12 protein-coding genes are annotated in these 13,058 nt (G+C 33.5%); 8 read left to right on the top strand and 4 right to left on the bottom strand.

Going from position 1 to position 13,058, the window contains the following annotated elements; translation table 11 throughout:
* The first annotated feature begins 271 nt into the window (after nt 1-271).
* The 6 genes from mnmG (at nt 272) to GSY47_RS18620 (ending at nt 7,700) form a co-directional block, all read left to right on the top strand.
* Complete coding sequence (mnmG, locus tag GSY47_RS18645) at nt 272-2,143, top strand: tRNA uridine-5-carboxymethylaminomethyl(34) synthesis enzyme MnmG (protein ID WP_179003068.1); 1,872 nt, start codon at nt 272-274, stop codon at nt 2,141-2,143.
* Between the two features lie 119 nt (nt 2,144-2,262).
* The gene (locus tag GSY47_RS18640) at nt 2,263-2,733 is read left to right on the top strand and encodes a GNAT family N-acetyltransferase (RefSeq protein ID WP_179003069.1); all 471 of its coding nucleotides are present in this window, start codon (nt 2,263-2,265) and stop codon (nt 2,731-2,733) included.
* A gap of 83 nt (nt 2,734-2,816) precedes the next feature.
* Nucleotides 2,817-3,665, top strand: a complete 849-nt coding sequence (locus tag GSY47_RS18635) for a class I SAM-dependent methyltransferase (protein WP_179003070.1) — start codon at nt 2,817-2,819, stop codon at nt 3,663-3,665.
* A gap of 227 nt (nt 3,666-3,892) precedes the next feature.
* Nucleotides 3,893-4,477 (top strand): OmpH family outer membrane protein, encoded by a 585-nt coding sequence (locus GSY47_RS18630; protein WP_179003071.1) that lies wholly within the window; start codon nt 3,893-3,895, stop codon nt 4,475-4,477.
* Between the two features lie 102 nt (nt 4,478-4,579).
* On the top strand, nt 4,580-6,859 hold the full coding sequence (locus tag GSY47_RS18625; RefSeq protein ID WP_179003072.1) for a helix-turn-helix domain-containing protein: 2,280 nt from the start codon (nt 4,580-4,582) through the stop codon (nt 6,857-6,859).
* Between the two features lie 79 nt (nt 6,860-6,938).
* The gene (locus GSY47_RS18620) at nt 6,939-7,700 is read left to right on the top strand and encodes a hypothetical protein (RefSeq protein ID WP_179003073.1); all 762 of its coding nucleotides are present in this window, start codon (nt 6,939-6,941) and stop codon (nt 7,698-7,700) included.
* 54 nt (nt 7,701-7,754) lie between these two features.
* Here the strand turns inward: GSY47_RS18620 and GSY47_RS18615 are convergent, their stop codons facing one another.
* The 3 genes from GSY47_RS18615 to GSY47_RS18605 all read right to left on the bottom strand — a co-directional run bounded on the left by GSY47_RS18615 (nt 7,755) and on the right by GSY47_RS18605 (nt 10,187).
* Nucleotides 7,755-8,177, bottom strand: a complete 423-nt coding sequence (locus GSY47_RS18615) for a VOC family protein (protein ID WP_179003074.1) — start codon at nt 8,175-8,177, stop codon at nt 7,755-7,757.
* A gap of 30 nt (nt 8,178-8,207) precedes the next feature.
* A complete protein-coding gene (locus GSY47_RS18610) occupies nt 8,208-8,951 on the bottom strand; it encodes a helix-turn-helix domain-containing protein (protein WP_179003075.1) in 744 nt (247 codons plus the stop codon).
* A 264-nt stretch (nt 8,952-9,215) separates the two neighbouring features.
* Complete coding sequence (locus GSY47_RS18605) at nt 9,216-10,187, bottom strand: HU domain-containing protein (protein ID WP_179003076.1); 972 nt, start codon at nt 10,185-10,187, stop codon at nt 9,216-9,218.
* 236 nt (nt 10,188-10,423) lie between these two features.
* Between GSY47_RS18605 and dprA the strand changes: the two genes are divergently transcribed.
* Nucleotides 10,424-11,524 (top strand): DNA-processing protein DprA, encoded by a 1,101-nt coding sequence (dprA, locus tag GSY47_RS18600; protein ID WP_179003077.1) that lies wholly within the window; start codon nt 10,424-10,426, stop codon nt 11,522-11,524.
* A 99-nt stretch (nt 11,525-11,623) separates the two neighbouring features.
* On the opposite strand, the gene trpS is transcribed toward dprA, so the two are convergent.
* Nucleotides 11,624-12,598 carry a tryptophan--tRNA ligase gene (gene trpS, locus GSY47_RS18595; protein WP_179003078.1) on the bottom strand — a complete coding sequence of 325 codons (975 nt, stop codon included), beginning with the start codon at nt 12,596-12,598 and terminating at the stop codon, nt 11,624-11,626.
* Nucleotides 12,599-12,888: 290 nt separating this feature from the next.
* Between trpS and GSY47_RS18590 the strand changes: the two genes are divergently transcribed.
* The gene (locus GSY47_RS18590; RefSeq protein WP_379786826.1) at nt 12,889-13,005 is read left to right on the top strand and encodes a GxxExxY protein; all 117 of its coding nucleotides are present in this window, start codon (nt 12,889-12,891) and stop codon (nt 13,003-13,005) included.
* The last annotated feature ends 53 nt before the right edge of the window (nt 13,006-13,058 follow it).

Here is a 13,058-nt window from a genome sequence, read left to right as displayed (position 1 = left end):
GAAGTTCTGTTTGGAAGTTCTGTTTGGAAGTTCTGTTTGGAAGTTCTGTTTGGAAGTTCTGTTTGGAAGTTCTGTTTGAAGAAAATAAAAAGATGTTCCACGTGAAACGTTTTTATTTGTTTTCTGAATTTCAAGATATCAGTTTACAGATTTTAGTTTGAACTTGAAACCTGAAACCTGAAACAAAAATAAAAGTTCCACGTGGAACAAGAAAAATATAAATGTAATTCTAGAAACCGCATTAGCGGTTTTTGGAGAATAATAAAACAAAATGTTTTTAGAAGAATACGATGTTATTGTGGTTGGTGCTGGCCATGCTGGATCTGAAGCTGCGGCTGCGGCTGCAAATTTGGGATCGAAAACCTTATTGGTTACAATGAGTTTGCAAAACATAGCACAGATGTCTTGTAATCCTGCGATGGGTGGAATTGCAAAAGGACAGATCGTTCGTGAAATTGATGCACTTGGTGGATATTCAGGAATCGTTTCAGATAAAACTGCGATCCAGTTCAAAATGCTGAATAAATCAAAAGGACCAGCAATGTGGTCGCCAAGAGTTCAAAGTGACAGAATGCGTTTTGCCGAAGAATGGAGAATGATGTTGGAGGCAACTCCAAATCTTGATTTTTATCAAGAGATGGTAAAAGGGTTGATAATTGAAAATGGAAAAATAAAAGGAATTAGAACTTCACTTGGTGTAGAGATTCGTTCCAAATCTGTTGTTTTGACAAATGGTACTTTTTTGAATGGTTTAATTCATATCGGAGAAAAACAATTTGGTGGAGGAAGAGCAGGCGAAAGTGCTGCAACCGGAATTACTGAAGATTTGATCAAAGCAGGTTTTGAAGCAGGAAGAATGAAAACAGGAACACCACCTCGAGTAGATGGACGTTCTTTGGATTATTCTAAAATGAATGAAGAGAAGGGAGATGCAAAGCCAGCTAAATTTTCTTATTCAGATGTGACGACTCCATTAGTTCATCAGCGTTCCTGTCACATGACGTATACTTCTTTGGATGTTCACGACATTTTGAGAGAAGGTTTTGATCGTTCTCCAATGTTTAACGGAAGAATCAAAAGTTTAGGACCAAGATATTGTCCGTCGATTGAAGATAAGATTAATCGTTTTGCTGATAAAGAACGTCACCAATTATTTGTGGAGCCTGAAGGATGGAATACTTGTGAAGTTTATGTAAACGGATTTTCAACTTCACTTCCAGAAGATATTCAATTTAAAGCTTTGAGTTCTGTTGCTGGTTTTGAGAAAGTGAAATTCTTTAGACCTGGTTATGCTATCGAATATGATTTCTTTCCGCCAACGCAATTGAAACATACTTTGGAAACTAAACTGGTTGAAGGTTTATATTTCGCTGGACAGATTAACGGAACAACAGGATATGAAGAAGCAGCTTCTCAAGGTTTGATGGCCGGAATCAATGCGCATTTAAAAGTGCACGAAAAAGAGCCATTAATTTTAAAACGTGATGAAGCGTACATTGGAGTTCTAATTGATGACTTGATTACGAAAGGAACAGAAGAACCTTATCGTATGTTTACATCAAGAGCCGAGTATAGAACTTTGTTGCGACAAGATAATGCCGATTTCAGATTGACGCCAATGTCATACGAAATTGGTTTAGCTTCTGAAGATCGTCTACGAAGAATGGAAAAGAAATTAAATGAATCTGAAAAGATGGTTCAGTTCTTTAAAGAAACTAGTGTAACGATTGGAGAAACAAATCCGATTTTGGAAGCAAAAGAATCTGCACCAATTTCGCAGGGAGATAAAATGTTTAAGATTTTTTCTCGTCCGCAGATTGAACTAGAAGATATGTTGAAGTTTGAAAAAGTTTCTGCTTACATCGAGGAAAATAAATTGGATGAAGAAATTGTAGAACAAGCGGTAATTCAAGTAAAATATTCGGGTTATATCGAAAAGGAACGAAATAATGCAGATAAATTAAATCGTTTGGAAGAAGTAAAAATTCCAGACAATTTCGATTATAACAAAATCAAATCAATGTCGATTGAAGCAAAACAAAAATTAAGCAAGATTCGTCCTGTAACCATTTCTCAAGCTTCAAGAATAAGCGGAGTATCACCAAGTGATATTTCCGTGCTTTTAATTTATATGGGAAGATAGATTTGTAGTGATCAGTGTTCAGTTTTAAAGTGTTCAGTATAATTGTCAACTAAAAAACTGAACACTGATCACTACACAAATGTTCCACGTGAAACGTTTTAATAAAAAAAGATCAAAAAATGAAAGTTGTACATCAAAATAGTTTTTTAGAAAAGGAAAAAGAAACTTTGTGGCAACTTCGAAATAATGAATATCCAATTCAGTTTGGTCACGAAACCTTTCAGAAATTTGATGTTTATCTAAATTCGATTTCAGAAATGGATAATTATCTTTTACTTGATTCGGAGAATGAGATTCAAGGTTGGGCTTATACCTTCTTTCGCGATAGTGAAGTTTGGTTTGCAATAATGTTGAATTATGAATTTCAAGGAAAAGGATATGGCAGAATTTTATTAGAAGAAATAAAAAAGAATAATCAAAATTTGAATGGCTGGGTAATCGATCATGAAAATGATATGAAACGAAATAATAAAAAATACAAATCACCATTGGAATTTTATGTTCGAAATGGTTTTGCTGTTTTGGATGATATCAGATTAGAAAATGAAAAGATATCGGCTGTGAAGATTAATTGGAAAAATAACAAATAACAAAAACTAAAAATCCTAAAAATGATGAAATTTCGTTTTTAGGATTTGCTATAAATTAAACCCAAATATCTATAATTTTAAAAATGGACGTTTTAAACAAAAAACACTTTCTTACGGTAAAAGACCATTCTGTTTCAAAAGAAATTTTCGATTTGTATTATGATGAAGAATTAGATATGCTGATTACTTCGCCACAACCTGAACTTCAAAATTTAGGAAAGTATTACGAAAGTGAAGATTATATTTCGCATACAGACAACAAACGTTCCTTATTTGAAAAAGCTTATCACTTTGTGAAAAATATAGCACTTCAGAATAAATTGAATTTAATTAATAGCGAACAACCACAAAAAGGTAAATTACTGGATATTGGAGCTGGAACTGGAGATTTTCTATTAACAGCAAAAAACAACGGTTGGGATACCATTGGAGTTGAACCAAGTGAAAGAGCAAAAAATAGTGCCAAACAAAAAGGAATTTCTTTTGTTGAAGAAATTAGCTCTTTAGAAAATAATTCTTTGGATGTAATTACGATGTGGCATGTTTTGGAACATGTTCCAGATTTAGAACATCAGATTCAAGAATTGAAGCGTTTGTTAAAACCAACTGGAACATTAATTGTTGCGGTTCCAAATTACAAATCGTTTGATGCCAATCATTATAAAACTTTTTGGGCTGCTTATGATGTGCCAATTCATTTTTGGCATTTCTCTAAAAAATCAATTCAGTTGCTTTTTGAAAAAGTAGATATGAAATTGGAAAAAATACTTCCAATGAAGTTTGATTCGTTTTATGTTAGCCTTTTATCAGAAAAATATAAAACAGGAAAAATGAATTATATCAAAGCTTTTTTTGTTGGATTAAAATCAAATTGGAAAGCTAAAGCAACAAAAGAATATTCGTCACATATTTACGTTTTAAAAAATAAATAAAAATATCTAAAAGCTATTTTTTCCAAAAAGGATGAAATGGCTTTTGGTATTAGAAAAAGATCAAAAAACATCGATTTTATAATAATAGTGTTGATTTATAGTTATTTTTCTTTCTATAAATAAAAACAATATGATAAAATTTACGCATTTTTTAAAGTTTATGCTGATGCTATTGATTTTTTTATATTTTTGTCTTCAATCACTTAAAAAAATTAGAATTAAAAAAAATGAAAAAAGCATTAGTTATTATCGCACTTTCAGTTTTCGCAGTTTCTTGTAACAAAACAGCAGAGGTAAAGGAAGTAAAAACAGCTTACGTGGATACTTCGGTTTTGATGAAAGAGTACACTGAGGCAAAAGATCTAGAGGCAAAGTATAAAGCTCAAGCGGAAGAAAAAGGGAGACAATTACAAGCTGAAATTTCACGTTTTAAACAAGATGCTGCTAGCTTCCAAAGTCAGGCACAAGCAAATGGTCAAGCTTGGGCACAGCAAAGAGGTGCAGAATTACAAAAAAGAGAGCAGCAATTAGGATATGCTCAACAAGCATTGGCTCAACAATTACAGCAAGAAAGTGGAGTTGAAATGGATTCTCTTGTTAGTGGAGTTAAAAAATTCATCAAAGACTACGGAAAGAAAAATGGTTACTCTTACATCTACGGTACAGGAGATGCTGCAACTGTTTTATATGCTGAAGACAAATATGATATCACAAAAGAGATTATCAAAGAATTGAACGAAAAATACAAAGCTTCTCCTAAAGCAGATGCAAAACCAGCAACTGAAGCAAAAGAAGGCGAAGCAAAAAAATAAAAACTACCAAACTAACTAAATTACTAAAAACCTAAATCCACTAAGATTTAGGTTTTTTCTTTTTATAAAAATGCGGTAATTTTAGTTTTTAATACAAGCCCAATGCAAAACGTTTCAGAAGCGGCAGCTTATACTTTACAATTCATCAATCAGACGCAAAAATCTATTTTCCTCACGGGTAAAGCGGGAACAGGAAAAACTACACTTTTGCGCGAAATCATTGCAACCACTCACAAAAATACTGTGGTTGTTGCACCAACTGGAATTGCGGCTTTGAATGCAGGCGGAGTAACTATTCACTCTATGTTCCAGCTTCCGTTTTCTGCGTTTATTCCGTCTTATGAAGCAAGTGCACAATTTACCGATACGGTTAAGTTCGAAAACAAAGAATCACTTCGACGCCATTTCAAAATGAATAATGTCAAGCGAAATGTAATCAAAAACATGGAATTGCTGGTTATTGATGAAGTTAGTATGATGCGTGCTGATTTGCTGGATGCTGTCGATTTTATGATGCAGACTGTTCGAAGAAACACGCATCCTTTTGGAGGAGTCCAGGTTTTGTTTATTGGAGATTTACTGCAATTGCCTCCGGTTATTCGCGATGAAGAGTGGAGAACGCTGAAAAATTATTACCGTGGAAAGTTCTTTTTCCATTCCCATGTTCTTCAAACATATCCGCCGATTTATATTGAATTGTCAAAAATCTATCGTCAGACCGATGATGCTTTTATCTCGGTTTTGAACAATCTTCGAAATAATCAGATTACCCCAGAAGATATAGCCATTCTAAATCAGTATGTTAAGCCTGATTTTGACTTCAAGGAAAACAAAGGTTATATAACGCTTACAACGCATAATGCTAAAGCTGATTCTATTAATAATCAGTCAATCAACGATTTAGATGGAAAGGAATACATTTACACGCCCTTTGTAGTGGGAGATTTTCCAGAGAAGATTTTCCCAGTTGAAGAAGAACTGAAATTGAAGGTCGGAGCACAGATTATGTTCGTTAAGAATGACTTATCTTTTGAAAAGAGATATTTCAATGGAAAGATGGGTGTAATCAAATCGCTTTCGGATGAAGAAATTTTTGTTCACTTTCCAGAAGAGAACATGACACTGGAAGTAGAAAAGTACGAATGGAAGAATATCCGTTACAAAGTCAACGAACAAACCAAAGATATCGAGGAAGAGGTTTTAGGAACCTTTGCGCATTATCCAATCAAATTGGCGTGGGCAATTACAGTGCACAAAAGCCAAGGTTTGACTTTTGACAAAGCTGCGCTTGATGTGTCGCAAGTTTTTCTGCCCGGGCAGGCCTATGTAGCACTTTCGCGTTTGCGTTCCTTAAATGGGCTTATTTTGCTTTCTCCGATGCAGATGAATGGTATTTCGAACGATCAAGATGTGATGGATTACGCTTTGAACAGAGCGACGGAAGAAGTTTTGAAGAGTTCACTTCACTTTGAAACCAAAAATTTTATTCACAACTATTTGATAAACAGTTTTAATTGGGGAGAATTGGCGCAAGAATGGCGAAATCATCGTTTCAGTTATAACGAAAATGCTGCTGGATCAGAAAAATCGAAACACGCGGCCTGGGCGCATAAGCGAATGGAAATCATCGAGCAGCTTTTGGACCCTTCGCAGAAATTCATTGCACAGCTCAATAAAATTTTCATCAAAGAAACAGTTGATTTGTTTTTTGTGAAAGAAAGGGTAGAAGCTGCCTACGATTATTTTTTTAAACCGATGGACAAATTGGTTGATGATTTGATTTATAAAATAAATGAAATTCAGAAGTTTAAGAAAGTCAAGGAATTTTATGAAGAACTAAACTTTTTGGAAGATCTCCAAACAAAGGCCGTTTTGCGATTGATGAAAGCCAAATTACTGATTGAAGTTGTGGTTTCGGGCGAAGCAATCTCTAAAGAAAAACTATCATCGCCAGTTATTCGAAATTATAAAATCAACAAAGCGGAAAGAATCCGAGAAGAGCTGAAAACGGTAAATACAGACATTTTTAGGACAGAAGAACCTGTTGTTCGATACAAATCAGCTAAAGCAGATAAAAGTGAGCTTAAAACGGCTAAAAAAACGACCGTTGAAGAAACGTACGATTTGTGGATTGATAAAAATTCTATAGAAGATATTGCGAGAATGCGTAAATTGAATGTTCAAACCATCGAAGGACATTTGATCAGACTGATTCAAGCCAAAAAGATTGAAATTACAGATGTTTTGCCGTACGATAAAATTTTAGCGCTAAGAGAAGCGTTTCAGTTTTATCAAGAAGAATCGTTAAGCGGTTTGAAAGAAAAACATGGAGATGAGTTTACTTGGGACGAATTAAAAATGTTCAAAGCGAGCATTAATTAGTTTTATTTGAACGTCCCACGTGAAACATTGTTTGTGTTTCTTAAAATTCTATTTTATAAGGTATTAAATCAATTTTGACATGAAAACATATAAATTTTTTCTAACGTTTTTAATCTTTTGTTCGTCATTTGTAAATGCACAAGATTTGAAACCCGAATACCAGAAATTCATTTCGAAGTTTATTTTGGAAGTGAAAAACAATGATAAAGAAGCAGTTTCAAAACGTTTTAAGTTTCCGTTTAAACGGGAATACCCAATTCCTTTGGTAAAGGATAAGCAAGATTTTATAAAAAGATACAACCAGATTTTTGATAAAGTTTTGATTGAAAAAATAACAAAATCAGATCCTGCAAAAGATTGGTCAGAAGTAGGTTGGAGAGGAATTATGCTGAACAGAGGTGATTTGTGGATTGATATCGATGGAAAAATTAGCAGTATAAATCACCAATCTGATGAAGAACTGAAATTAAAAAAAGAATTGATTGCGGCGCAGAAAAAAGAAGTAAATGCTTCACTTTCAAATTTTAAAGAACCTGTTGCTATTTTGGAGACTTCAAAATTCAGAATTAGAATCGATGATCTTGGAAATGACAATTACAGATACGCTTCATGGTCAGTGAAACAGAAAATGACAGAAAAACCAGATTTGATAATCGAAAAAGGAGTTTTTCATGCCGATGGAACTGGAGGAAATCATTACTATGAATTTAAAAAGGGAAACTTCACATACAATTGCTACATCATTGTTTTAGGCCAATCCGATTCACCGCCTGCGATTCTAACGGTTCATCAATCTGGAAAAGAAATTTTGTCTGAGGATGCAAAAATTGTGAGACAGTAAAATCCAAACTTAAAAAACACTTTCTCTTGAATTGATAGAGAAAGTGTTTTTTATTTATGCCGCTTTTTCAGCAAAAACCAAGATGTAGCCATCCAGGTCTTTTACGTAAAACTCCTGCATTCCGTACCAGGTTTTTTTGAGCTTTGTAATTTCAAGTTTTTCATTTTTAAGGCTTTGATATAAATTTTGTATGCCTTCGACTTCCATGTAAAAAGATACCGTCGCTCCAATCTTCATTCCCACAGAAAAAGGAACATCTGTCTTAAAAGTGTCCGAGCGCTGAAGCATAATTTCGACAGCATCTTGCTGTAACATAGCGTAGACATATTCTTTATTGGAATGAATCTCATTGTCAACGCCGTCTTGACTTTCGGGAACCGCCATAATTAATTTAAAGCCAAAATGCTGCGTGTAGAATTCGACACTTTTTCTGATGTCTCTTACTTCAAAGTTGGGAGATAGTTTGCTTATTTTCATTTGAATGAAATTAGAAATTAAGCCTCAAAATTATTTTTCTTCCCGTGTTGATAATTGTAAAAATCGGTCGTTTTTATTTTTGTGAAGTTCCTTTGGTGTAGCTCCAGTGTATTTTTTGATTTCTTTTATGAAATGTGCCTGATCAAAGAAATCGTTTTGTGGTTTGAGATTTCCATTTGAGATTTCTTGATAAGTAGCATTGCAGCGAACAATTTTCAGAAATTCTTTAAGTGGAATTCCAAACTGTGAATTAAAATAGCGATTAATCTGCCGGCTACTCCAGAAAATTTGAGTAGAAATTTCTGAAACTGTTTTTAACTGATGTTGATACACAAATTCGAATAATTTAAGTTTTCGACTGTCAATTGCATTAAATCTGCTGATTTCGGAGTTCAGGTTTTCAGAAACGACGGTTGTAAATTTTTCGAATTCATCAAAGGTAAAAGAGTCTATATTCCAGAACGATAAAGGTAAATTTTGTGTGGTATCTAAAATAGATTTGATTTCTGTTTTAAAAAAATACTCGAGCGCTAGAAGTTTAAATCTGATGGCAAAAAAGGTAGTATTCTTGTGTATTTGGATATTTTTTGGCGTAGTCCATATTCCAGTCAGTTTTACTTTGGATAAGGCTTGGTTTTCAAATTCAACAATAAGATCAAAATAACCATCAGGCAGAATAGTGTGGTTTACTGCTGTTTCGGAAGTTTCATAATACCAGAAGGACTGCACAAAATTGCTTAAAATTCCTGTTGGCTTTATTTCTTTATAACTCATAGAATTTTTTCCTTTTAAGAATCTGATACGATTTCGTTCGTATTGATTTAACAATGAATGTTTTCCACGTGAAACGGAAGAAAATGAATTAGCAAAAGTATATTTTCTTTTTACAATTTATTTCAGATTTCTTATGAAGTTGATTTTTCTTCAATTGCTATCGTTACAGTTTAATAAACTCAAAAATATAATTTTAGTAGTATGTTTACAATCAGTGAAAAGCAAAAAAAAATCCTATTCTTCTGAATAGGATTTTCAATAGTTTTATAGATTTTCGACTAATATCCAAGCATCTGGATTTTCGCCTTTTTGTATTTCTCTTTTCGCTTGTTCAGCTTCTTGCATGGTAGCGTAGCTTCCGTATAGAACTGGAAATAATCCATGTTTGTTTTCTTTCAGCATTCTCGCTTTGAAACCATCTTTAATCAGTTGATTGTAAGCTTTTCTTGCATTGGCTTCGCTTCTAAAAGCACCAGCGATAATGTGATAAGGCATGGTTGGCTCAGCAGTTTCAACTTTAGCAGAATCTACAGAAAGAGTTACTGCTGGAAGCGGACTTTTGATAAAGAAAGTGGCCTCTTGTATTTTGTTCTGCACTTTTTTCTGAACTGATTTTTCAACCATAAGAGTTTGGTTGTCAATCTGATTTTGATATAAAGGATAACCAATGCTTCCCGTAATTCCAAGTCCAAGAACAATTATCGCTGCATATTTCAAGAATGGATTTGAAGATTTTACCTGTTCGTCATTTTCATATAACAAAACAGCATCTTTTTCTTTTGCAACGATTTTTTCGATTTTTTTCTCGAAAATCTCTTTTTTCACAATAGGAGAGACAAAAGGACTTAATCCAAAAGAATTTGCTTGATAATTGGTTTGATCGTTTGGTGTGAAAACGATATTACTTTCAGAGTTTAAACGCAGTTCTCCGATATTCTTCAAAAGAATTACGCCATTTTCTTCTAATGTTTTTTTCCAGCTTAAAACTTCAAAAGCAATTGCACTGACAGCAAAACCATAAGAGGTTTTTTCAGCTTGAGCGATATGATTTGCCAACAATCCGTCGTTATTTTTGATACGACTGTTGAAAGAAACGGTTTTTTTAGGAGGAAAAAACGAATTAGTGCTTGGATTAAGCTGCGCCGAATGACTTTCGGTTAAAAATGCACCAAATCCTGGAACCGTTACACACTGATAACGATACAATAACTGTGAGATGTATACTTCGATTTTCATAGTCACAAAGTTATGCATCGCTTATAGTTATCAAAATTTTATTCACAATTTTTATTAACAATTGAATTTTATTTTTAGAGAATTCATTTTCAAATATATAAGTCAGTGTTTATGCAATTTCGGAAATGATTTTAAAATTTAACTATTAAATTTATTAAGAATTTACTTTGTTTTACGGATATTTGCGCTTTTAAAATGATAAAATAAAAATTCTATTTTACATAATGTTATAAAAGATGAAGGATCAAGAGTTGTTTTATTTGCTTGCACTTCTAAAAGTGGATGGAGTAGGAGATATTATGGGAAAGAAGTTATTGCATTCTTTTGGTGATGCCGAATCTATTTTTAAGGCAAAAAATAACCAACTCGCAGCAGTTGATGGAATTGGAAGTGTTTTATTGAAAAACTTAAAGGATAGAAGCGTTTTTGATAAAGCTGAAAAAGAATTGTCTTTTATTAAAAATAATGCCATTCAAACTTCTTTTTTTCAAGACGAAAGTTATCCTGAAAGACTGAAGCATTGTCTTGACGGCCCCATTTTAATATTTACGGCTGGAAATTTAGACTTTAAAAAAAGGAAAATAATTAGCATTGTTGGTACCAGACAGATTACCTCTTACGGAACAGAATTCTGCAGAAAATTGATTGAAGATTTAGCTCCACTAGATCCTGTAATCGTAAGCGGATTTGCTTATGGCGTAGATATCATTGCACATCAAGCTGCTATAGATCATAATTTGCAGACCATTGGTGTTTTGGCTCATGGATTAAATCAGATCTATCCAAAATCACATAAAAAGTATATGGCAAAGATGGAGGAGAATGGTGGTTTCATAACAGAATTTTGGAGCGATTCAAATCCTGATAAAGAGAAGTTTGTACGCCGAAACCGTATAGTTGCTGGAATGAGTGAAGCGACGATTGTAATTGAATCTGCAGATAAGGGAGGTTCATTAATCACAGCGAACATGGCCAATGAATACAATCGTGATGTTTTTGCAGTGCCGGGTAGAGTAACAGATAAATATAGTCAAGGCTGTAATAATTTGATTAAAACTCAAAAAGCTAGCGTATTAACCAATGCCGCAGATTTGATTTATATGCTGAATTGGGATATTAAAGAAAAACAAAAGCCAATCCAGAAACTACTTTTTGTTGACTTGGAACCAGAAGAACAAAAAGTATATGATTTTCTCCAAGTTAACGGAAAGGAATTACTTGATATTATTGCCATTGAATGTGATTTTCCGATTTTCAAAATGTCCGGAATTCTCTTAAATATGGAATTAAAAGGCTTAATAAGACCACTTCCTGGAAAACTTTTCGAATCAATTTAACGCAGAAAATCCTATATGAAATTGTTGAATTAAAAAAAACGTTGATCAGTTTTGGAACCAATCAACGTTTGATTTTAAAATATATCAAGAGTTAGAAAATTATTTCGAAAACCCTAAAACTTCTCTAACTTTTACCAAAACACCATCGGCAATCACAGAAGCTTTTGCTGCTCCTTTTTTCAATAAGGCATCCACTTCTTCAAGATTGTTAATGTAGTAATTATATTTCTCTCTTTCCGTTTTGAATTTTTCTGTAATCAATTCGAATAGAGCTTGTTTTGCATGTCCGTAACCATAATTTCCACCAAGATAATTAGCTCTCATCTGAGCGATTTGCTCTTCATTTGCCAAAAGTGAATAGATTGCAAATGCGTTGCAGGTATCAGGATTTTTTGGATCTTCAAGTGGTGTTGAATCTGTTTCGATACTCATTACTTGTTTGCGTAAGGTCTTATCATCCAAGAAAATATTGATAATGTTATTGGCAGACTTACTCATTTTTCCTCCATTTGTTCCTGGAATCAACATGATGTTTTCCTGAATTTTTGCTTCAGGAAGAACAAATGTTTCTCCCATTTGGTGATTAAAACGAGAAGCCACATCACGTGTAATTTCTAAATGCTGTAACTGATCTTTTCCAACAGGAACAAATTCAGCATCATACAATAAAATATCTGCTGCCATTAACATTGGATAAGTGAAAAGTCCGGCGTTAACATCATCCAAACGATCGGCTTTATCTTTAAAAGAATGTGCCAAAGTCAATCTCTGAAAAGGAAAAAAACAGCTTAAATACCAAGTCAATTCAGTAGTCTGCACCACATCTGATTGTCTGTAAAACGTCACTTTATCTGGATTTAAACCACAAGCAAGCCATGCTGCCGCTGTACTGTAGGTGTTTTCTCTTAAAGTTTTTCCGTCTTTAATCTGAGTGATTGAATGTAAATCAGCAATAAACAAAAAAGATTCGTTGGTCGGATCATTTGATAATTCGATTGCTGGAATAATTGCTCCTAATAAATTTCCTAAATGCGGCGTTCCAGTACTTTGAACACCCGTAAGTATTTTTGCCATTCTCAATTTTTTCTGAATTGCAAATGTCGTGATGTTTTTTCTAACCGCAAAGTTGGATATGTTTTTCTTTGGAACGTGGTGTTTAAGCAAATTTTGTGAGCTTATTCTAACGCAAAGAGTGCAAAGGATTTTCGCAAAGTAAAGAAGTTGTTTCTCTTGAAGCAGATAGCCTTGCTAGAAGTTCACAAAGTTTTATCTTTAATGAAGAGGTCTTCAATGAAAACTTTTATGTTTAATACTCACTGTTTTTAAATATAGGAAAATATTTATAAATTTGATATTTTTTTTGTATGACAGAAAACGAAATTTCAAATATTGTAATCGGACTTGCCATTGAAATTCATAAAAAACTTGGGCCGGGTTTGTTAGAGCATGTCTATAAAGAATGTTTGTTTGCTTCGTCCTGAAATAGGTTGACAGGTTTCACAATATTAATTAAAACCAGTAAAGTTCTCTTTGC

This window comes from Flavobacterium quisquiliarum, assembly GCF_019308285.1.
Classification (GTDB): Bacteria; Bacteroidota; Bacteroidia; order Flavobacteriales; family Flavobacteriaceae; genus Flavobacterium; species Flavobacterium quisquiliarum.
The sequence above is the reverse complement of the archived record's forward strand: the minus strand, read 5'-3'. Positions and strand labels throughout refer to the sequence as shown.

Excerpts from the sequence above, each read along its gene's own strand:
- GSY47_RS18640 (WP_179003069.1), top strand. The coding sequence starts at position 2,263 with ATGAAAGTTGTACATCAAAATAGTTTTTTAGAAAAGGAAAAAGAAACT.
- GSY47_RS18635 (WP_179003070.1), top strand. The coding sequence starts at position 2,817 with ATGGACGTTTTAAACAAAAAACACTTTCTTACGGTAAAAGACCATTCT.
- mnmG (WP_179003068.1), top strand. The coding sequence starts at position 272 with ATGTTTTTAGAAGAATACGATGTTATTGTGGTTGGTGCTGGCCATGCT.
- GSY47_RS18630 (WP_179003071.1), top strand. The coding sequence starts at position 3,893 with ATGAAAAAAGCATTAGTTATTATCGCACTTTCAGTTTTCGCAGTTTCT.
- dprA (WP_179003077.1), top strand. The coding sequence starts at position 10,424 with ATGAAGGATCAAGAGTTGTTTTATTTGCTTGCACTTCTAAAAGTGGAT.
- GSY47_RS18615 (WP_179003074.1), bottom strand. The coding sequence starts at position 8,177 with ATGAAAATAAGCAAACTATCTCCCAACTTTGAAGTAAGAGACATCAGA.
- GSY47_RS18610 (WP_179003075.1), bottom strand. The coding sequence starts at position 8,951 with ATGAGTTATAAAGAAATAAAGCCAACAGGAATTTTAAGCAATTTTGTG.
- GSY47_RS18605 (WP_179003076.1), bottom strand. The coding sequence starts at position 10,187 with ATGAAAATCGAAGTATACATCTCACAGTTATTGTATCGTTATCAGTGT.
- GSY47_RS18590 (WP_379786826.1), top strand. The coding sequence starts at position 12,889 with ATGACAGAAAACGAAATTTCAAATATTGTAATCGGACTTGCCATTGAA.
- GSY47_RS18625 (WP_179003072.1), top strand. The coding sequence starts at position 4,580 with ATGCAAAACGTTTCAGAAGCGGCAGCTTATACTTTACAATTCATCAAT.
- trpS (WP_179003078.1), bottom strand. The coding sequence starts at position 12,598 with ATGGCAAAAATACTTACGGGTGTTCAAAGTACTGGAACGCCGCATTTA.
- GSY47_RS18620 (WP_179003073.1), top strand. The coding sequence starts at position 6,939 with ATGAAAACATATAAATTTTTTCTAACGTTTTTAATCTTTTGTTCGTCA.